18 protein-coding genes and 1 tRNA gene are annotated in these 19,918 nt (G+C 51.5%); 5 read left to right on the top strand and 14 right to left on the bottom strand.

Features of this window, described 5'->3' with window-relative positions; genetic code table 11:
• Positions 1-16: 16 nt before the first annotated feature.
• The 5 genes from AYJ59_RS02960 to AYJ59_RS02940 all read right to left on the bottom strand — a co-directional run bounded on the left by AYJ59_RS02960 (position 17) and on the right by AYJ59_RS02940 (position 6,604).
• Positions 17-1,180 carry a hypothetical protein gene (locus AYJ59_RS02960; protein WP_237260368.1) on the bottom strand — a complete coding sequence of 388 codons (1,164 nt, stop codon included), beginning with the start codon at positions 1,178-1,180 and terminating at the stop codon, positions 17-19.
• An 11-nt stretch (positions 1,181-1,191) separates the two neighbouring features.
• A complete protein-coding gene (locus tag AYJ59_RS02955) occupies positions 1,192-2,388 on the bottom strand; it encodes a class I SAM-dependent rRNA methyltransferase (RefSeq protein ID WP_127119290.1) in 1,197 nt (398 codons plus the stop codon).
• Between the two features lie 108 nt (positions 2,389-2,496).
• Positions 2,497-2,883, bottom strand: a complete 387-nt coding sequence (gcvH, locus tag AYJ59_RS02950) for a glycine cleavage system protein GcvH (RefSeq protein ID WP_127119289.1) — start codon at positions 2,881-2,883, stop codon at positions 2,497-2,499.
• A 134-nt stretch (positions 2,884-3,017) separates the two neighbouring features.
• On the bottom strand, positions 3,018-4,865 hold the full coding sequence (locus AYJ59_RS02945; RefSeq protein ID WP_127119288.1) for a sensor domain-containing diguanylate cyclase: 1,848 nt from the start codon (positions 4,863-4,865) through the stop codon (positions 3,018-3,020).
• A gap of 167 nt (positions 4,866-5,032) precedes the next feature.
• Positions 5,033-6,604 (bottom strand): pyruvate kinase, encoded by a 1,572-nt coding sequence (locus AYJ59_RS02940; protein ID WP_127119287.1) that lies wholly within the window; start codon positions 6,602-6,604, stop codon positions 5,033-5,035.
• 192 nt (positions 6,605-6,796) lie between these two features.
• Between AYJ59_RS02940 and AYJ59_RS02935 the strand changes: the two genes are divergently transcribed.
• From AYJ59_RS02935 to AYJ59_RS02915, 5 genes are all read left to right on the top strand, one after another.
• Positions 6,797-6,873 (top strand) — tRNA-Arg (locus tag AYJ59_RS02935).
• Positions 6,874-7,009: 136 nt separating this feature from the next.
• On the top strand, positions 7,010-7,606 hold the full coding sequence (locus tag AYJ59_RS02930) for a helix-turn-helix domain-containing protein (RefSeq protein WP_029938799.1): 597 nt from the start codon (positions 7,010-7,012) through the stop codon (positions 7,604-7,606).
• Between the two features lie 223 nt (positions 7,607-7,829).
• Positions 7,830-8,168 carry a P-II family nitrogen regulator gene (locus AYJ59_RS02925; protein ID WP_029938800.1) on the top strand — a complete coding sequence of 113 codons (339 nt, stop codon included), beginning with the start codon at positions 7,830-7,832 and terminating at the stop codon, positions 8,166-8,168.
• A gap of 24 nt (positions 8,169-8,192) precedes the next feature.
• Positions 8,193-9,446: an ammonium transporter gene (locus AYJ59_RS02920; protein WP_029938801.1), complete on the top strand. Its 1,254-nt coding sequence runs from the start codon at positions 8,193-8,195 to the stop codon at positions 9,444-9,446.
• A 122-nt stretch (positions 9,447-9,568) separates the two neighbouring features.
• Positions 9,569-10,021, top strand: coding sequence for a GNAT family N-acetyltransferase (locus tag AYJ59_RS02915; protein ID WP_029938802.1), 453 nt, complete (start codon positions 9,569-9,571; stop codon positions 10,019-10,021).
• Between the two features lie 66 nt (positions 10,022-10,087).
• Here the strand turns inward: AYJ59_RS02915 and AYJ59_RS02910 are convergent, their stop codons facing one another.
• The 9 genes from AYJ59_RS02910 to AYJ59_RS02870 all read right to left on the bottom strand — a co-directional run bounded on the left by AYJ59_RS02910 (position 10,088) and on the right by AYJ59_RS02870 (position 19,912).
• Positions 10,088-10,780 (bottom strand): type 1 glutamine amidotransferase, encoded by a 693-nt coding sequence (locus AYJ59_RS02910; RefSeq protein WP_127119286.1) that lies wholly within the window; start codon positions 10,778-10,780, stop codon positions 10,088-10,090.
• A 154-nt stretch (positions 10,781-10,934) separates the two neighbouring features.
• Positions 10,935-11,789 carry a bifunctional methylenetetrahydrofolate dehydrogenase/methenyltetrahydrofolate cyclohydrolase FolD gene (folD, locus tag AYJ59_RS02905; RefSeq protein ID WP_029938804.1) on the bottom strand — a complete coding sequence of 285 codons (855 nt, stop codon included), beginning with the start codon at positions 11,787-11,789 and terminating at the stop codon, positions 10,935-10,937.
• Between the two features lie 10 nt (positions 11,790-11,799).
• Positions 11,800-13,122 (bottom strand): FMN-binding glutamate synthase family protein, encoded by a 1,323-nt coding sequence (locus AYJ59_RS02900; protein ID WP_029938805.1) that lies wholly within the window; start codon positions 13,120-13,122, stop codon positions 11,800-11,802.
• A gap of 29 nt (positions 13,123-13,151) precedes the next feature.
• Positions 13,152-13,829 (bottom strand): protein glxC, encoded by a 678-nt coding sequence (locus AYJ59_RS02895; RefSeq protein WP_127119285.1) that lies wholly within the window; start codon positions 13,827-13,829, stop codon positions 13,152-13,154.
• Between the two features lie 199 nt (positions 13,830-14,028).
• The gene (locus tag AYJ59_RS02890) at positions 14,029-14,928 is read right to left on the bottom strand and encodes a class II glutamine amidotransferase (protein WP_127119284.1); all 900 of its coding nucleotides are present in this window, start codon (positions 14,926-14,928) and stop codon (positions 14,029-14,031) included.
• 30 nt (positions 14,929-14,958) lie between these two features.
• Positions 14,959-16,293: a type III glutamate--ammonia ligase gene (gene glnT, locus AYJ59_RS02885; protein WP_127119283.1), complete on the bottom strand. Its 1,335-nt coding sequence runs from the start codon at positions 16,291-16,293 to the stop codon at positions 14,959-14,961.
• Positions 16,283-16,771, bottom strand: a complete 489-nt coding sequence (locus AYJ59_RS02880) for a hypothetical protein (RefSeq protein ID WP_127119282.1) — start codon at positions 16,769-16,771, stop codon at positions 16,283-16,285. The genes glnT and AYJ59_RS02880 overlap by 11 nt, the downstream gene beginning before the upstream one ends.
• A complete protein-coding gene (locus tag AYJ59_RS02875) occupies positions 16,768-19,653 on the bottom strand; it encodes a 2Fe-2S iron-sulfur cluster-binding protein (protein ID WP_127119281.1) in 2,886 nt (961 codons plus the stop codon). Before AYJ59_RS02875 ends, AYJ59_RS02880 begins: the two co-directional genes overlap by 4 nt.
• Entirely contained in the window at positions 19,643-19,912 is a 270-nt protein-coding gene (locus tag AYJ59_RS02870; protein WP_127119280.1) for a sarcosine oxidase subunit delta, read from the bottom strand. Before AYJ59_RS02870 ends, AYJ59_RS02875 begins: the two co-directional genes overlap by 11 nt.
• Between the last annotated feature and the right edge of the window lie 6 nt (positions 19,913-19,918).

Raw genomic sequence — 19,918 nt, 5'->3', positions numbered from 1 at the left:
ATAAGAAATTTCCGGGCTAGTTTGCCGGGGTTTCATAACGCCCGGCCAACCAAAGATGAATGGCACTGAGTTGCTCGGGCGTCGGCAGTTGGTTTTCTCCCTGACGCACCCGCGCCAGCTTGAGCATTTCTCCCGGCGCGTCTCCCTTCGACGCCGTTTCGGACAGGTGCAACAAGATGCCCACCAACTCGCCATGCAACTGCCATACCCATAACGCGGCTTTACCGGCTTCGTAATCCGGCCAATCAGTCAACCAGTAATGTTTCTGCAAATGGCTCAAGGCCTCCCATTCGGCTTTTTGCGTCAAACGCACCGGATGACTGCACAAGTCCTCCGGCGGCAACGCGTGCGATGCGGATTCGGAAAACCACCAGGCCTGGTAGATTTTCTCCACATCCACCAGATAACGACAAGCACCGATGGCATCCAATTCGGACGCCGATACGTGTAACCATTCGGCCGCGCGATAAACATCCTCCAACTGGGCAATCAGGCTTTGGCATTGCATCGGCCGACACGGCAATTGCGCCAGGGAACGATGCAAGCGGGAACCAATCAGTTGCGGAAAGCGCGCTGCCAAGGACAAGGCCATGGAATTCACCCTTGGCAAGGTTTGCAAGCCCTCCAAACGGTCTTCATCCATCACGCAGACTTCCACAAAATCGGAAATTTCTTCGGTCACATACCGTAAGCGCAACTTGCGTAGAAACTGCACGGTTTCCTGCTTGCCCGGCCAGCCGATTTCCGCCACCATCTGAGTACGTTTATCATTCAACAATGCAACGATTTCCGCCTCCGGCAACCCGGAGGCAACCAGTCGCCACGCCAGCATCGGGGAATGGTCCAATAGCTCCAGCAATTGCGGATAGCGCCCCACATAATGCAACAGCGCCAATTGATGGGTCGGGAACAAGGCACAACTGTCTTTGACCCAATTCGGAATCTGTTTTCGCCAGGCACCGAGTTGACCGTAATCCGGCCAACTCAAGACGGCCAAGTCGTCAGGATAGTCCGGCACCGGTTCGGAACCGACCATCATATTGTCCCAGCCGGGAATGCCTAAAACCCCCATTTTCGGCATCCACTGACGCCCATCCACCCAAAGCACTTGGGCATCGACATCCCAATAACAGTGTTTGGCTAACTGTTTCTGTTGAATGGACAAGGCGGGTTTCATCATAGGACTCCGTCTTACCAGCTTTTGCCGACTTTAAAGAAGAAGGACTTGAGGTATTCGGTTTCCGGAATCGCCGGATGCACCGGATGATCCGGCGCCTGATGACATTGGTCGAACAACTGGATTTGACGGTCGACATGACGGCTGGCCTGCTGAATTTGATTCAGCAAAGCGTCTCGGCTCATATGATGCGAACAGGAAGCCGACACCAGAATCCCATCGGTGTTCAATAAACGCATGGCCAATTCATTGATGCGGCGATAGCCTTCCGAACCGGCCTTGAAATCTTTCTTGCGTTTGACGAACGCCGGAGGATCGACGATGACCACGTCGTATTTATGCGCTTCGGCCAACAAGGCTTTCAACACATCAAACGCATTGCCTTCGACGGTGATGACACGATCAATCACCTCGTTCAGCACGGCGTTTTGTTCCAAACCGTCCAGTGCAAAGGCCGAAGCATCCACACAGGTAACTTCCGAAGCACCCGCCACGGCCGCTTCCACGCCCCAGCCGCCCAAATAACTGAACACGTCCAGCACCGTCTTGCCTTTCACCAATGACTGCAAGCGTGAACGCGCCGAACGGTGGTCGTAAAACCATCCGGTCTTCTGACCGTCTTCGGCGGGAATCACAAAACGGGCGCCGTTTTCTTGCATCTGAATGGATTCCGGTAAGGTTCCGATGGCCACTTCCGTGTACAGCGGCAGACCTTCCAGTCCACGACTGCCGGTATCATTACGCAACACCAACGCCTGTGGGTGATACAGGTTCTCGATGGTTTGCACCAGTTCGTCTTTCATGGCTTCCATACCCGCCGTGGTGATTTGCGCCACGAAAACGTCGCCGAAACGGTCGATGACCAAGCCCGGCAAACCGTCGGATTCACCAAAGACCAAACGATAATAAGGCGCATCGTAATTCAGTTCACGCAGAGCTTGCGCGGCTTGAATGCGTTTTTTCAAAAACGCCTGATTGAACGATACTTTCGGGTTACGGCTCAACAGACGCCCGCAAATCAAGGTATTCGGATTGATGTAGGCCACACCGATGGCTTTTCCGTTGGCGGCTTCCACCGTCACCACCTGCCCGGGTTCGAAGTTTTTCAACGGTGAGACCTGCGTGTCGACCTCGTTACTGAAAATCCACAGATGGCCTTGTTTGAGACGTTTTTCTTCGTTCTTTTTCAGTCTTAAAACCGCTTCGGTCATAGTGTTTCCTTAAGTGAATGTGGTGCCCTAAACAAAAAGGGCATCGAGCCCGCAGCGCAACGGCCGCGAGGCTTTATGCCCTTTTGAAATAATGCGACGAACGTCGACTTACTGGTCGATCATCGCTTGATAGTCTTGGTCCGATAGAAGGTTGTCCAATTCGGACGCATCGTGCGGGGCGATTTTGAACAGCCAGCCGCCATCGTAAGGTTCGTCGTTGACCAGTTCCGGCTCGTCTTCCAATTCGGTATTCACCTCGACGATTTCACCGCTCAAAGGCGCAAAGATATCGGAAGCGGCCTTCACCGATTCCAACGACATGATTTCTTCGCCCTGGGAAATGTCGGTACCGACTTCCGGCAGGTGCGCCGCCATCAAATCGCCCAACGACTCCTGAGCGAAATCGGTGATACCGACAACGGCTTCACCGGATTCATTGATATACACCCATTCATGCGACTCCGCATACTTCAAATGATTTGGTAAAACGCTCACGGCGACACTCCATACAATTAAATTCGAATCTGCCGCAAATCATACCAAAAAACGCGATAAAAAACCGATAAAGACCGGAAGCGGAATCCAGCGAAAAAACCACCAGGCCTGGTGGTTTTCGGACGAAAGGGAGGTTACAGGGTACGGTCGATTTCCACCCGGTTACGGCCTTGCTGCTTGGCCAGGTACAGCGCTCGGTCGGCGCGTTTATAGAAGCTTTGCAGGCTGTCATTGGCCTGAAGCTGCACCACCCCGAGACTGATGGTGACCGAAAGCTGCCCTTTATCGACCGCCAAATCCGCCACGGCTTCACGATAGCGTTCCGCCAGAATCAAGGCGCTTTCCAACTGAGTGTCCGGCAGCATGACGGCGAATTCTTCACCACCGACCCGGCAGACTTCGTCTCGGGCACGCAACAGACTTTTCAGGGTTTGCGCCACTTCCACCAGCACCTTATCGCCCATATCGTGACCGTGGGCATCGTTCACCTGTTTGAAGTGGTCGACATCCAGGAAGACCATACAGAAAGGGTTCGGACGTTCCGCCATGACCTTCTGAAGGTATTGATTGAAATAATGCCGATTGTGCACACCGGTCAATTCGTCGTGCACAATCAAGTGTTCCAAGCGGCTCTTATAATGTTCTTCTTCGGTGATGTCGGTCATCAGCACACTGACGTAATCGGTTCCGAAGTGCGACGAAATATCGGTGGCTTTGACCAAAAAAATGTAATCCCGGTCGTGCCATCGAATCTTGGCGTAGTGCGATTTATCCTTGTTTTCCACCACATAATCAAACCAGTAGGTGCCGTCCATATAGCGCCGCAAATAGCCCTCTTCCGGCACGAACAGCTCGCAGATGCAATGATACGACTGATGAAATTCCTCGACGTTCTGAAAGGTATCGAAGAATTCGAAAAACCGACGATTGGCGAACAGAATGCGGCGATGGTTCGAGACATACACGATTTCCGTCGACGTATCGAACACCTCGAAGAAAAAGCGTTTTTCCAGCTCGGCCTGACGCTTGAAATACATCATCGCCAGCAGGAAAATCAGCAACAGTACGATGAACAGCGTCATAACGATGAACTGCTTCTGGGTATCGTACACGTGGATGAATTCAAAGCTGTCCAACGGCTTCAAGGTGACCCAGGTCGCCATCGGTTGACCGCTGAGATCGGAAATATGACGAGTCACCACCAGATAACCGTCAAACACCATATAACCGGAGTGCTTAAACGCACGCTCGACCCCGTAACGTTCAATCAACGCGACATCCGGTTCGGTGGCATCGATATTCGCCACATAATAATCATCGATGAATTTGCCCGTGAAGGCGTTGGTCAATTGCTTACGATAGCGTTTATCCACCAGCACCACCGAATGGACATGACTCATTTCCGACAAGGCCTGGTCGATGGAGTCGATTTGCGAAATCACATCCACCATCCCCAAAAACCGGTCGTTATCATCGAAAATCGGCACCATGGATTTAAACGTCAAAGCAAACTTTCCGACACTGAAGTTATTGATCCGGCGCGGGTTTTCAATCATGGAAGCGATATCTTTTCGCACCGGAGTCAGGTTGTCGCCTTTTTTAGTGGTCCAACTCCGCGCCAAACTCACACCGTTTTTGTCCACCAACTGAATCCACACCCCTTTGTATTTGGTCAGGGTCTTTAACTGATGGGTGTAATGAGCCAGTTTTTTCTGTAAATCCGGGTCACCGTTGAGCAAAGCATTTTTGAAATTCGGCGGCGAGGTCATCGCCACGGCCAACGCCTGGGTAGTGTTTTGCTTTTCTTTGATCAAGACATCGACTTTTTCAATCAGGGACGATTGATAGAATTGGAATTCCTGATTGCGCGCCTCGTCGACCTGCCATGCGTAGAGCATATAGACTACCGGGGAAAGCAACAAAGTTCCCAATAGCATCAGCCAATACAAATGCTGGTTGATCAGGCGAAAAAAGTTCGGCATAGAATAGGCTTTAAAAAATAAAGGAAATTGTCCTGTTTTTCGGCTCCCGCGTCCAATAAAAGACTAAAGTACAAGAATAAAATAAACTAATTTTACTCCCTTGACCAGCTTCTTGAACCTGTCAGCCCCAAGCCTTATCGCCAAGTACCTGAATCACCGAACGCAGTTCATAGCTGCAAGACATCCATATGGGTATGACTTTTGAACTGCTGAGATTCCATTTTTTGCAAAACGTCACTCAATAACCGTACCGCCTCGGTAATGTACGGACCTTTATTCAACATCACGCATTCAGCACGTTGCGACATAGCGGCATCAGTGATTTCCGGGCGCGAAATACGCCCGTCTTTGACAAAGGATTCCATCACTTGTGTGGCCCAGACAACGGGAATATGGGCCGCCTCACACACCCTTAAAATCTGGTCTTGCACCCCGGCCATGCGAACACTGCCTAGCTCCACTGCCAAATCCCCCCGCGCCAACATCACGCCCAGTTCGATATTCCGCGCCAAGCTGACGGCCAAAATCGTCGGGAGCTGACGCACGGCTTTCGCCGTTTCGATTTTCGCCAGAATCGGCAAAGGTTCCACACCTTTTTCACACATCCGGTTGTGTAACCGTAAAACATCCTCCGCGCATTCGGTAAACGACAGACCGACCATATCCGCATGCTGACAAACGAAATCGAGATCATGCTCATCTTTGTCGCTGAGCGTCGGTAACGCCAAATCCGTATTCGGAAAGTTGAGGCCCTTTTCCGGTTTCAAACGGACGCCGCCCGGCCCCACCTGAGTTATATCGATCAACAGGGCCTCATCCCGTTTATCCATCACCTCACCGCCCATTTTGCCATCATCAAACCAGACGCTGTCACCGATGGACACCATCGCAATCACATCCGGGCAAGTGACCGTTACCATGGCATGCACCGACAGGCCAAAAACCGCTTCCATCTCGGAAAAACGCGCTTGATCACGGCACAATAATACTTTGTCATGTCGGTGAACTTTCGGGTAAACACCTTTTTGGCCCTTTTGCCCGCTTGCGAATTTTTCACGTGTTTTTTGCGATGCCGCCTGGCCGACCTGAATGTCCCCGGTGCGGATTTTGTGCCCCGCCAAGTCCATCAAAATCGGACAGGTCACACCCAACGCCTTGGCCTGACCACGAATATGACGAACCATTTTTGACCAGGCCTGGTCATTATCATGTGCACAATTAATACGGGCGCAATTCATGCCCGCCGCCAAGAGCGATTCCACCAAGGCCGGGTGATCGGCCGCTTCGGAAGGCAAAGTCACCAAAATGTATTCGCTCCGGTTTTCTGGCCGAGCACCGAACAAACGACCTGCCCGCTTTTGCAACGCATGATAACCGGCTTCATATCCCAGGCACCATTCGGCCTTTTCGGGGACATAAGCCACGCCGTCCACCGCAAGCGATAGGACATTCAGCACCGCATCGATATTGGACAGCACATGCGGCTCCACTCGCCCCAAGGACGACAACCCGGCCGCCGCCAACCCCGATTGCAACGCATGAAGATTTTCCCGGCGCATGACCTGATAATTGAGCAAATTGTGCAAACTGAACAACCGCCCGTCGTCGTTTGTTTGCACATCGATTGATTGCAGCTCGGTTTGCGTCTCGCCAAGGATACGCGCCCTCAAAGCTTTCAACCGAACGAATAAACTTTCCAGGGAAACGTCTTCCCCCGGTTTCATTTCAAAATGCGTCATAGCCGCCTCGCACTCAACCCAACATGATTTCAGAATAGCCACCGAAATTGACAACCAAATGAAACCTATTGGGTTTTCGCCAGCCTTCACGACAACACACTTAACAGCGGTTCTGCGCTTTTCGATGGATTCTGCTGTTAATACGCTGACGAAACCCTTATAATGAGCGCGTTTCAAAAACACTTCCCAAACGCGCCCGTAGCTCAGCTGGATAGAGCGTTGCCCTCCGGAGGCAAAGGTCTGGGGTTCGAATCCCTTCGGGCGCGCCATTACACAGCCTTTCTTATCCATCAATAACGCATTCGGCCATACTCTCCCCTAGCCGTGCTATAAAAAATTACTTAGTTTTCTAGCGTGCCAGATTGGGTATAATATCGCCATTACCTCCAAGAAAAGACAGATTCAATGAGCGCAAAAGACAATCAATCCCTTGACCTCTACATCGGCAAAATCATCAATAACGTTCGTAAAAAACAAGGCCTGACCATCGCGGAAATTTCCGAGCAGTCCGGCGTCAGCCGTGGGATGTTGAGCAAGATTGAAAACGGACAGGTGTCCCCAAGTCTGGACTCGTTGTTGAAAATCTCACGCGCGCTCGGCGTGCCGATTTCGGCGTTCTTCAAGGAATTCGATTCGGAGGAAGGAGGCGCTCAACTGGTGAAAGCGGAAGAAGCGCTTGAGGTGGTTCGTCGCGGCACCAAAGTCGGGCACACTTATCACCTGCTGGCTTACGACTCGGGCCCTCACAAAACCTTCGAGCCTTTCTTAATTTCCTTGGATAACAAAAGCGAGATCTTCCCGACCTTTGCGCACGAAGGTTCGGTGTTCATGTATCTGTTGGAAGGTGAAATGATCTATCGTCACGGCAAACAGACCTATCACATGAAGCCGGGCGACTCCTTGACCTACAACGCACAAATCTCCCACGGACCGGAAGAATTACTGCAAGTGCCGATTAAATTTCTCAACATCATCTACTACAACCAGAGTGCACCAGAATAAAAAACTCCGTTTCCAACCCGGTGCAACAACTTTCCGATTTCATCTCAAATTCCTTTCAGATTAAAACTAATACCTTGAAATTAAATACAATTTAATTCTTGGTACTAAACTTCCTTTCTTCCTCGCAGGTATTTGTTCCATACCTAAAAAAACTTAACCAAATTACCTTTGCTATCAAAGGTAATTTGGTTCTTTTTAGTTTCTCGTTCAGGGGAGGTCGCATATGAAGTTAGTGAAAGCGATCATTAATCCTTACAAGTTGAATGATGTCCGTGACGCGCTTTCCGATTTAGGAAGCTACGGACTGACCACAACGGAAGTGAAGGGTTATGGTCGTCAAAAAGGACAAAAGGAAATCTATCGCGGTGCAGAATACGAAATCTCTTATGTACCCAAGATTATGATTGAATTGGCGATTTCGGACGATGCGCTCGACAGTGTCGTGGCTTGCATATCCGAAACAGCCAGAACCGGGAAAGTGGGAGATGGCAAAATTTTTGTCATGCCAATCGAAGAAGTCATCAGAGTTCGTACCGCTGAAACGGGAGATGACGCTTTATAAAAGAAGTGAACATGGAGTAATTTTATGGAAGGAAATTTTTTACAACTATCCTATGCACTGGATACGTTTTACTTTTTGATGAGCGCCGTGCTCGTCATGTGGATGGCCGCCGGGTTTGCCATGCTGGAAGCCGGTCTGGTTCGCAGCAAGAACACGGTTGAAATCTTAACCAAAAACGCACTGCTTTACAGTGTTGCCTGTACTATGTACCTGATTGTCGGGTATAACTTCATGTACCCTGGCGACCCAATCAGCGCTTACCTACCTAACATCTCGTTCCTGTTGGGCGCGGACAATGCGGTTGACGCCGTAGTCGCTGGCGGAGACGGTGCACCTTACTACTCAGGTATGTCTGACTTCATCTTCCAAGCGGTTTTCGCGGCTGCGACGATGTCGATTGTTTCCGGTGCGATTGCTGAGCGTATGAAGCTTTGGCCTTTCTTGGTGTTCGCAGTTGTCATGACAGCGTTCATCTACCCTATGGAAGGTTACTGGAAATGGGGCGGCGGCTGGTTGGATCAGCTAGGCTTCCAAGACTTCGCTGGTTCCGTTGTTGTTCACATGGCTGGTGCCGCTGCCGCTTTGGCTGCTGTAATCCTGGTCGGACCACGTCTTGGTAAATACGGTCCTAACGGTGAAGTCCGTGCGATTCCAGGTGCGAACCTTCCGATGGCAACCCTAGGTATGTTCATTCTTTGGATGGGCTGGTTCGGGTTCAACGGTGGTTCTGAGCTGATGATCTCCAATGTTGACGAAGCGAACGCCGTTGCTGCGATCTTCGTAAACACGAATGCGGCTGCTGCCGGTGGTATGATTGCCGCTGCATTGTTGGGACGCTTCATGTTCGGTAAGACCGACTTGACCATGGCGATCAACGGTGCCTTGGCCGGTCTGGTATCCATCACGGCTGAACCGCTAGCGCCAACACCTGGTCTAGCTCTGATCATCGGTATGGTCGGTGGTATCATCGTGGTACTTTCCATCATCGGTATGGACAAAATGAAGCTTGACGATCCAGTCGGTGCGATCTCCGTTCACGGTACCGCCGGTATCTGGGGTATCTTCGCGGTATTGTTCAGCAACTCCGACGCGACTTTCATGGGTCAGTTGATCGGTACGGTTGCAACATTCGCTTGGATGTTCATCGCTTCGTTCATTGTTCTTTACATCATCAAGAAAGCGGTTGGCCTACGCCCAACTGAAGAACAAGAACAAGAAGGCTTGGACGTTGAAGAATGTGGTATGGAAGCTTACCCAGAATTCAACCAGAAAAACTAAGTCCGACTTAGATGTAAAGAAACGAAAAACCGCCGTTCTCATACGGCGGTTTTTTCATTTTTGAAAGCCCTTAATAAAAACGGGATTTTTTATTAAGTGTTTTTAAAAGGTAACTACAATAGATGTCAACGCAGATCAGACAAGCCTCTTTTCAGGACATTCCCGAAATGGTCGTCCTACTCAAATCCTTATTCGCGCTGGAAGCCGATTTCGATTTCGATATCGACAAGCAAGTCAAAGGAATCGGTTTCATCATCGAGAACAAGGATTGCTGTTATCTGGTGGCCGAATCGAATAACCACGTCATCGGCATCTGCAGTGCACAATGGGTGTATTCCACTTCGGAAGGCGCCAAATCCGCCTGGATCGAAGATCTGATCGTCCACCCGACCCATCAAGGCAAAGGGATCGGCAAACTGTTATTGAACGCGATACTGGACTGGTGTGAACAGCAGGGCTGCACGAGAGCACAACTGGTGTATGACAAAGACAACACCAACGCCATTGCGTTTTATGAGAAAGCCGGCTGGCAAATGACGAATCTCGGCGTTTTGAAGATTCACCCGGCCGAGTAACAAGAAACGCCCGAGGAATCTCGAGCGCCATGTATCACAAATTTAAAGAAGTTCCGACAGAACGCCTCAAGCGTCCCGAACCAGATAATCGAGCAAATCGAACAATACCGGCCGCACCGTCAGCATTTTAACTTCCGGTTCGGCCAACATCACGTCGGGTTGCTGAACATAATCCCCTTCCGTCATCTGCTCACCGATTTCATCAACCCACTCTTGAATAATCATCGGCGTCACTTCCGGATGGCATTGCAAACCGATGATGCGTTCACCAAGCTGGAACCCTTGATTCGGACAAACTTTACTTTCAATCAGACGCTTGGCACCTTCCGGCAACGCAAAGGTTTCACCGTGCCAGTTGAAAATCTCCAGCGCGTCCGGAAAGCGGAAAACCGTCGCATTGTCGCTCACATTCGAGACGGTATGCCAACCGATTTCCACTTCCGGGCTATCGGTGACTTTCGCGCCCAGTGCCGTGGCAATCAATTGCCCGCCCAGGCAAATGCCCAATAACGGAATATCGGCTTCAATCACATCGCGAATATACTGCTTCTCCGCCACCAACCAAGGGTAATTGACCTCGTCATTCACGCTCATCGGACCGCCTAATGCAATCACCAGGTCCGTGGATGCCAAATCAGGATAACGCACGTTGGGTTCATACAAAACCACGGTTTCGACCGAGGCCGATTTCGCCTGCAACCATACCTCGATTTGCCCGAGCCGTTCAAACGGCGCGTGCTTTAACACCACCACATTCATGCCCCATCTCCTATCAAGTCATTGCCTGTTTATCAGACACATATTAATCAAAAATCCTAACCGCCTAAAACAAAAAAGCCGTGCGCCACACTCATGAAATGGCTAACACGGCAAACGAAACGAAAAATACAAGCTTATGAAGAAACCATCATTTTTAAGACAGTTGATGTCGCTCGCAAGCGATCAAGGTGTTTTCCAGCAGGGTCGCAATGGTCATCGGCCCCACACCACCCGGTACTGGCGTGACATGCGCCGCCACGTCCATTGCCGCCTTATCGACATCGCCAGTCAGGGAGCCGTCTTCCAAACGGTTGATGCCCACATCGATAACGATGCAGCCCGGTTTCAACCAATCCGCCGGAATAAAGCCCGGCTTACCGACCGCCACCACCAGGATGTCGGCCATGGCGACGTGGGTTTTCAAGTCCGCCGTGAAGCGGTGGCAAACCGTGGTTGTCGCACCGGCCAACAACAGCTCCAGCGACATCGGGCGGCCCACGATATTGGAAGCCCCGACAATCACCGCATGCTTGCCTTTGGCGGACAAACCGTAATGGTTCAACAGCGTCATGCAACCGTATGGCGTACAGGGACGCAAGGTCGGCATCCGCACCGTCAAACGGCCGATGTTATACGGGTGGAAACCATCCACATCCTTATCGGGATGGATGTTTTCAATCACGGTTTCGGCATCGATGTGTTCCGGTAACGGCAACTGAACCAGAATCCCGTCAATCGAACTGTCGTCGTTCAATTGGCGAATCAAATCCAATAGCTCGGTTTGCGTGGTCGAAGACGGCCAATGCCAGGACTTGGACACGAAGCCCACTTCCTCACACGCCCGTTTCTTGTTGTTCACGTAAACCGACGACGCCGGATCGTCACCAATCAGAATAACGGCCAGGCCTGGCGCTCTCAAGCCCTGCGACAAACGCATATCGACCTGATCTTTGATTTTGTCGCGAACCGCTTTTGAGACAGCCTTACCGTCAATAATCTTTGCGCTCATGGCTCAACCTTTAATAGTTTGATTTACCCGGAATCCAGCCTGTTCCTGCCAAAGGCACACCGGCCATGGCCGCCGCTTCCACATTCAAAGCCACCAGATCTTCCGGTTCCAGGTTGTGCAAGTGGGACTTACCACAGGCGCGCGCCAGCGTTTGCGCTTCCATCGTCAGCACTTGCAGATAGTTGGCCAAACGCTTACCAGCTTCTTCCGGATTCAGACGCGCCGCCAATTCGGTGTCTTGCGTGGAAATCCCCGCTGGGCATTTACCTTCGTGGTAATCGTCGTAGAAACCGGCCGCTGAACCGATTTTTTGGTACTCGGCATCCCATTTCGGGTGGTTACAGCCCAACGCCACCAATGCAGCCGTTCCGATGGCGACAGCGTCCGCGCCCAACGCCATGGCTTTCGCCACATCGGCGCCACTGCGAATCCCGCCGGAAACAATCAACTGAACCTTACGGTGCATGTCCATTTCCTGCAAGGCACGAACCGCCTGTGGAATCGCCGCCATGGTCGGAATCCCGACGTGCTCGATAAAGACGTCTTGCGTCGCCGCCGTACCGCCTTGCATACCATCGACAACGATGACGTCCGCACCGGCTTTCACCGCCAACTTCACGTCGTAGTAAGTACGCGTTGCACCCACTTTGATGTAAATCGGTACTTGCCAATCGGTGATTTCACGCAATTCCTGAATCTTGATGGCCAAATCGTCCGGTCCGGTCCAGTCCGGGTGACGACAGGCACTGCGTTGGTCGATGCCTTTCGGCAGGTTACGCATCTGCGCGACACGGTCGGTAATTTTTTGCCCCAACAGCATCCCACCGCCGCCCGGCTTGGCGCCCTGCCCCAATACCACCTCAATGGCGTCGGCCTTACGCAAATCATCCGGGTTCATCCCGTAACGAGACGGCAAGTATTGATAAACTAGCGTTTTGGACGTTTTACGCTCTTCCGGCGTCATCCCGCCGTCACCGGTCGTGGTACTGGTGCCCACCATGTTGGCACCGCGTCCCAGAGCTTCTTTGGCATTGGCGGACAAGGCACCGAAACTCATCCCGGCAATGGTCACCGGAATATCCAACTTAATCGGGTTCTTGGCGAAACGCGTGCCCAAGGTCACGTCGGTACCGCATTTCTCACGGTAGCCTTCCAACGGATAACGCGACATACTGGCGCCCAAGAACAATAAATCATCGAAATGCGGTACTTTACGCTTCGCACCGAAACCGCGAATGTCGTAGATGCCCGTTTCCGCCGCACGTTGAATTTCATGAATCACGTCACGGCTAAAAGTTGCGGATTCGATTAATCCAGGTTGTTTCATCGTCATATCTGACTCCTTGCAATTAGGTTAATGCCTTAATACGCCGAGGCGTTATCGACTTTAAAGGTATACAGCTGGCGAGCTGAACCGTAACGGGTAAAGCTGTTCGGGTCCTCATCACTACCGGCTTCTTTCAACAATGCGGACAGTTCCTCGATGTGCTCCGGACGCATTTCTTTCTGAATGCAATCCGCGCCCAGGGACTCGACCTTACCTTTGACATACAAATGGGCTTCATACAAGGAATCCCCCAACGCCTCACCGGCGTCACCACAGACAACCAAACAACCCGACTGCCCCATAAAGGCACTCATGTGACCGACCGAGCCTTTCACAACGATGTTGACGCCTTTCATGGAAATACCGCAACGGGCGGCGGCATCGCCATCCACCACCAACAGGCCGCCATGTGCCGTGGCTGCAGCCGACTGGCTGGCATTGCCTTTGACGTGCACCTTACCGGACATCATATTTTCCGCCACGCCTTGACCGGCGTTACCGTTAACGATGATTTCCGCTTCTTTGTTCATGCCCGCGCAATAGTAACCGGCATGACCGTTCAAAGTAATCTTCGCAGGCTGGTCCATCCCGACCGCCAGGTTGTGGTCACCACTGATGCCGTTCACCACCACTTCCGTGGTTTTGTCTTTCGGCAAATCATGCAAGGCTTGATTCACCTCTCTGACCGTTTGTGTTTTCAAATCAAATTCCATGGCAATTCCTTTTTCTTATTCGTTTTGAGAGCTTTGCATGAGTGGGGCGCGATAGAAAAATGAGATAAAATTTTTCTGAATTAGGCGGAAAACGCAGCGAATAGCGAGCTATTCGCCAGTTTTTCAACGACATTCAGGGAAATTTTAGCCATTTTTATCCGTGCATCCACCTCCTGCAAAGCTCTCGTTTGTTTCTCAATCAGCCTTTACCCCAGAAATACACTTTTCCTGGATCGGGTTCCCACAATTTAGCGTTCTCGATGCCCGGCAAGGAGGACAACGCATGGTACTCAGACGCCATGGCCACGTAATCGTCCGTTTCCGCCATGACCGCCGGCTTACACGCGATTGGGTCACGCACCACCGCAAACCCGTCTTTGGTTCCGACCGTAAAAGTGAAAAAACCGTCCAAATCTTCAATGGCCCCTTCCAACGCTTCTTTTACGCTGGCGCCTTCACGCAAACGCCAGGTCAGGTAACCGGCCGCCACTTCGGAATCGTTTTCGGTTTCGAACTGGATACCTTTGTGCTCCAGCTCTTCACGCAAACGGTTATGGTTCGACAAGGAACCGTTGTGCACCAGGCACAAATCCATCCCGGTCGAAAACGGATGCGACCCTTCCATCGTCACGCCACTTTCGGTGGCCATACGGGTGTGGCCCACAATGTGCGACCCTTTCATGCCTGCCAAATTGAAACGCTCGGCGATGTTTTCCGGCAAGCCGACTTCTTTCAAAATCTCAATGGAACGCCCCACGCTCATGATGCGGATAGTCGAATCGAATTCAGCGATGGTTTCACGTACCGGCGCTTCTTCGGCTTTCATTTTCAGCACCGCCGCATTGGCGTTGTGCATCACCGAAACCGGCGTGCTATAGGTTTCTTCAAGCTTTTCGGCCAACATATGCCAAGGATAATGCTCATCTTCATGCTGCAGCGTCAGCTTAATCATATCGTCGGACACTTCGTCCCCGTAAATCGCGAACCCGGCACTGTCCGGTCCGCGCCCAGTCATGGCAATCAGCATCGGCTCGAACAGCTTGCCGAGTTGACTCTCAAGTGCGCTGTTTTTTAAATATAACCCTACAATTCCACACATGAGCCTTCTCCTTTAAAAATACTCTGCGGCTTAAAAATATTCTGCATATCGGTTTAACTCCCAATCGGACACATGGCGCTGGTATTCGACCCATTCCATGCGTTTGATATCAATGAATTCTTTCATGAAGTTTTCGCCGAACTGTTCGACGAACAACGAATCTTCTTCCAACTCGTCCAAGGCTTCCGACAAGGATTGCGGCAGGGTATCAATCCCTCTTGCCTTGATTTCATCCAACGACAAGCCGTAGTGGTTGATGTTTTGCGGCTCGCCTGGGTTCAATTTTTTCGCCACACCGTCCAAACCGGCGGCAATGATGGCGGCGGTCACCAGATACGGGTTGCACCCGGTATCCGGCAAACGGAATTCCAAACGCCCGTAAGGCACGCGGACCATCGCCGAACGGTTGTTGTCGCCGTAACTGATAAACGCCGGTGCCCAAGTCGCGCCGGACAGCGAACGCCCGACGACCAGACGCTTATAGGAGTTCACCGTCGGCGCGGCAAACGCACACAACGCTTTCGCGTGATGCATCAATCCGCCCAAGAAGTCATAAGCCAGTTCCGACAATCCCATGTTATTTTTGTCGGAATCGTCTTTGAACAGGTTATTTCCTTGGTCATCGGTAATCGACAAGTGGAAATGGAACCCGTTCCCGGTGCGGTTGGCGTTCGGTTTCGGCATGAAGGAGCAGATCATGCCCATTTCATTGGCGATTTCGCTGCCGGCCATGCGCACAAAAGTGATGCGGTCTGCCGAAGTTTTCGCGTCGGAATAGGTGTAGTTGATTTCGAACTGACCGTTGGCGTCTTCGTGGTCAATCTGATAAACATCGAATCCGACCTGCTGCAGGGAATCGACGAATTTTTCCAAAAACGCACGGGAACGCGACAACCCTTTATAGTCGTAACATGGCTTGTCCAAGGTATCGCTTTCGTCATACGGCATCAAATGCCCGTCTTCATTGCGTTTCAGCAAGCTGAATTCCGGCTCGATCCCAGTGTTCAAGGTCCAGCCTTTTTCGCTCAAACGCTCGATTTGTTTCAACATGATGTGGCGCGTATCGTATTCGTAAGGCTTATCATGCACGTGACCGGTACAGGCCACACGCGCATACCCCGGTTGCCAAGGGACGATACTCAAAGTGCTTAAATCCGCTTTGGCCATATAATCGCCATCATGCGGTTCCATGCCCAAGCCCCAAACGGCGAACCCGGCAAACCCGGCACCGTCTTCCACAATCGACTCCAGGCAACTGGCCGGAACCGACTTGGTTTTGGCGACACCGTGGATATCGACAAACTGGGCCAGAATGTATTTAATCTGGTTGTCTTCAAGGAATTTTTTGGCTTCTTCAATCGTCATCTTGGCACTCCATTTTTAAAAAAGGGGATTTTTGTATTTGCTGGCTCAAGGTTTCCTGGAAGTAGTATCCAAAAGTCGGATCACACCCAAGAATGAGCGGTGCATCGGCTTCTGGAACCAACAGCCAGGCCGAGACACCCGCAATCGAGACCATCAGGAAATCACCCGGCTGACTTTGACGGAAGTCGTAAATACACACTTCCGACATCAAAGCTTTCCAGTTGCCCGACAGTTCAAAAATCGCATCCCCTCTTTGGAATGCATATTGGTTGTTTTCGGATACAGCCTCCAACGGTTGTTCAACGCAGACATAGAGTTCTTCTTCACCCAATTTGGCGACGAATTGGTCTTTCGCCACCGATTGATATTGAAAAACCTCCAGGCCTGACGCCCCGAAGGAAGCCAAAACATCATTAAGGCCTTCCCCGCGAAAATGCATTAGAGTCGGCATTGTCTTCGGTGTAATCTGTAAACTCATGCCGCGTCTCCTTCTGCTGTTTCGTCCGGTTTTTGCATTAACCCTTCCGGATCATAGAAAGGGGTTTTAACCACTTTTGCCTTCACAAATCGACCGTCGGTCAATTTGATGCTCAGCACATTATTCGCCATTGAATAATCGGTTGAAATCATCGCCAAACCGATGACCTTTTTCAGTGTGGCACTGCTACCGATACTGGTCACACGCCCAATCATCTCGTCGGCTTCAATCACAAGGTTTGATTCCAGCGGCTGGTCGTTCGGGTTGTCAGACAACAATTCGAACCCAACCAAGGTACGCATCTTGGTTTCTTTCAATCTCACCAAACTCGGTTTGCCAAGGAAATACGGTTTTTTGAAATGCACCGCCCATGGCATATTGGCCTCGAACGGGTTGGTCAAGCCATCGGTATCCTGGCCGACAATGATGTGGCCTTTCTCCAAACGAAGCAGTCGTTGCGCTTCCACACCGAACGGCTTGATACCATAGGCTTGACCGGCACTCATCAGCGCCTTCCAAATGGTCAATGCCGATTGCGAATCGGTATGGATTTCATACCCCAATTCGCCCACGAAACCGACCCGAATCAAGGTGACATCCAACCCCAGCATTTTGCCTTGGCGCATCGCCAGATACGGGAAGGCTTCCGTCGATAAATCAATATCACAAAGCTTTTCCAGAATCTTGCGGCTGTTCGGACCGGCCAGGTTCATGGCACCAATCTGCCCGGTGCGGTTCAATACCGTGACCTTCAAGCCCCACTCGATGACTTTTTTCTGAATCAAGCGGTAGGCCGAATCCGACGTTGACGTCGTGGTGGTCACATAAAAATGTTCGTCGGAATAGCGAATCGCGACACCATCGTCGATGACCACTCCGGAATCGTCCACCATCAAGGCATAACGGCTGGCGCCAATCGCCATATTCGACATGCGCATGGTGTACAGTCGGTCCATCAACTCCCCGGCATCCCGTCCGAAAACATCCAGCTTGCCCAGCGTCGAAACGTCAATCAACCCGACGGAATTCCGTACCGCTTCGACTTCAGCCTGAATCGAGGTTTCACGGGTCATTTCGGTTGGATAATATTCCGGTCTCAACCAGTTACCGGCTTCCATAAAACAGGCATTTTCTTCTTCGTGAAACGGATGGATCGGCGTCAAACGCTCCGGACGGAAACGCATCCCACCCAAGTGCGAAACCGGTGTTGGGTGAAACATCGGTCTCGCGGTCGTGGAACCGGTTTGGTCGATGGTTTTCCCCGTCAGTTTCGCCAACATGCGGATGCCGTTCATATTGCTGTGTTTGCCTTGGCTTGGCCCCATACCGATGGTTGAGAAACGTTTCATCAACTCGATATTGTCGAACCCTTGCGCAATCGCCCCTTTCAAATCCTTGATCTGAATATCTTCATCGAAGTCGACAAACTCTTTGCCTTTCGGATGCGCCCAAATCGGGTACGGATGCGAATGCGCGGCTGTGGCACGGTAATCTTCAACTTCCGGCAATGCCTGGCCTTTCATATATAAAGCCGCCGCCAGCCCAGCTTGTTCACCGTCCTTAATCCGGTTTTCAATGTCGTAAACACCGTTGATGCGGCCGCACGCGAACACACCTTCCGGCAAGGTCACCGGCAACAACTGCTCCACGGTGGCGTTGTAACCGAATTTAGCGCCCGCCTGATACAAAGGTGCGCCGGCCGGTGCCCAGCCCACGCTCATCAACAAGCCGTCACACAACAAACGTTTTTCCGTGCCGTTGGTTTTGAAAATCACCCCTTCCAGTTGTTTGCGCCCCAGCGCTTCGACCATTTCCGCGTTTTCATACACCACCATGCCGGCCTGTTTGGCTTGCTCGACCCACTCGCCTTCGGTGCGCCCGGTATCGATAATCGCCTTCACCACCAAACCGTTCTGATGCAAGTCGAGCGCGGCACGATAGCCTTCGGCATTAGCGGTCAGCACCACCGATTCGGTACAAGGGGCGACGGCATAACGCGTCATCAGACGTTGCGCGGCGGAAGCATTCATCACCCCCGGTAAATCATTATTACGGAACACCGCCGGTTGCTCGAACACGCCCGTGGCGACCACCACGGACTGCGCCGACAATTTAATCAAACCGTCATTGGTATTGATCGACAACCAATGGTCGCCGTAATACCCGGCCACATAGGCCGATGTGATTACATGGATATTCGGTGTGGATTCGATGGTTTCTTTCAAGTAATGGCGGTTCAATGTCTGCGCACTTTCGTTCACAAACTGATAATCCAACGAACCGCCGATGTGTGGATTTTCGTCAATCAAACAGACATCCACGCCTTGCTTGGCCGCTTGAATGGCCGCCGCCATCCCCGAAGGCCCGGCGCCGATGACCGCGACGTCACAATGACGATAACGCTTTGGCTTACGCTCTTCAGTCCAGCGAGTATCCACTTTGCCCAGGCCTGCCATTTCACGAATCAAACGCTCCCATTTCGGGAACAGAAATTTCGGCGAATAAAAGGCTTTATAGTAGAAACCGACCGGCAGAAACTTTCCGATTAACTCCACCAATGCACCCTTGTCGTTCGCCAAAGAGCCAAAGGTGTTGACAGCGGTCAGTGACATGCCATTTTCCGGCGCCACCACATCACCGCGGACATTCGGTCTGTCCTCGGCCTGAAACAAAGCATTGACGTCGTGGTTGGCCAAACTCATCACGCCGCGACGACGGTGGTATTTAAAACTGCGGCCCAACACTTTCGTGCCCTCGGCCCATAAAGCGCTACTGATCACATCTCCCTTGAAACCTTTGACCGGTTTACCTTCGAATTCGAAGGTAACCGACGCTTTGCGATCAATCCATTCCAATGGCTGTGGCGCGAGTCTAAGCTTCATGTGCAATTCCTTTATTCGCAAAATCGACCTGTGTGATTTGATCGGTCAACGTATTTCGTTCAAATAAAAACCAGATTCCCGTCGGACGGTGATACCACCATTCGGTCTGGGTTTGCGGCGCGCCGTTATGGTAGAAAACATAATCCGCCCATTCTTTTTCCGACACGGCTTCCTGATCCGGTTCACGTTCAAGTCGCCCACCGTAAGTGAACTCACTCAAGGCTCTTCTTCCCAAACTTGGACACGTAACAAATTTCATACTGTC

The organism is Thiomicrospira sp. S5 (assembly GCF_003991075.1).
Classification (GTDB): Bacteria; Pseudomonadota; Gammaproteobacteria; order Thiomicrospirales; family Thiomicrospiraceae; genus Hydrogenovibrio; species Hydrogenovibrio thermophilus.
This window is presented reverse-complemented; position numbering and strand designations above follow the sequence as displayed.

Coding starts and splice junctions, on each gene's coding strand:
- AYJ59_RS02960 (WP_237260368.1), bottom strand. CDS start 1,180: ATGATGAAACCCGCCTTGTCCATTCAACAGAAACAGTTAGCCAAACAC.
- AYJ59_RS02955 (WP_127119290.1), bottom strand. CDS start 2,388: ATGACCGAAGCGGTTTTAAGACTGAAAAAGAACGAAGAAAAACGTCTC.
- AYJ59_RS02945 (WP_127119288.1), bottom strand. CDS start 4,865: ATGCCGAACTTTTTTCGCCTGATCAACCAGCATTTGTATTGGCTGATG.
- AYJ59_RS02940 (WP_127119287.1), bottom strand. CDS start 6,604: ATGACGCATTTTGAAATGAAACCGGGGGAAGACGTTTCCCTGGAAAGT.
- AYJ59_RS02930 (WP_029938799.1), top strand. CDS start 7,010: ATGAGCGCAAAAGACAATCAATCCCTTGACCTCTACATCGGCAAAATC.
- AYJ59_RS02925 (WP_029938800.1), top strand. CDS start 7,830: ATGAAGTTAGTGAAAGCGATCATTAATCCTTACAAGTTGAATGATGTC.
- AYJ59_RS02920 (WP_029938801.1), top strand. CDS start 8,193: ATGGAAGGAAATTTTTTACAACTATCCTATGCACTGGATACGTTTTAC.
- AYJ59_RS02915 (WP_029938802.1), top strand. CDS start 9,569: ATGTCAACGCAGATCAGACAAGCCTCTTTTCAGGACATTCCCGAAATG.
- AYJ59_RS02910 (WP_127119286.1), bottom strand. CDS start 10,780: ATGAATGTGGTGGTGTTAAAGCACGCGCCGTTTGAACGGCTCGGGCAA.
- folD (WP_029938804.1), bottom strand. CDS start 11,789: ATGAGCGCAAAGATTATTGACGGTAAGGCTGTCTCAAAAGCGGTTCGC.
- AYJ59_RS02900 (WP_029938805.1), bottom strand. CDS start 13,122: ATGACGATGAAACAACCTGGATTAATCGAATCCGCAACTTTTAGCCGT.
- AYJ59_RS02895 (WP_127119285.1), bottom strand. CDS start 13,829: ATGGAATTTGATTTGAAAACACAAACGGTCAGAGAGGTGAATCAAGCC.
- AYJ59_RS02890 (WP_127119284.1), bottom strand. CDS start 14,928: ATGTGTGGAATTGTAGGGTTATATTTAAAAAACAGCGCACTTGAGAGT.
- glnT (WP_127119283.1), bottom strand. CDS start 16,293: ATGACGATTGAAGAAGCCAAAAAATTCCTTGAAGACAACCAGATTAAA.
- AYJ59_RS02880 (WP_127119282.1), bottom strand. CDS start 16,771: ATGAGTTTACAGATTACACCGAAGACAATGCCGACTCTAATGCATTTT.
- AYJ59_RS02875 (WP_127119281.1), bottom strand. CDS start 19,653: ATGAAGCTTAGACTCGCGCCACAGCCATTGGAATGGATTGATCGCAAA.
- AYJ59_RS02870 (WP_127119280.1), bottom strand. CDS start 19,912: ATGAAATTTGTTACGTGTCCAAGTTTGGGAAGAAGAGCCTTGAGTGAG.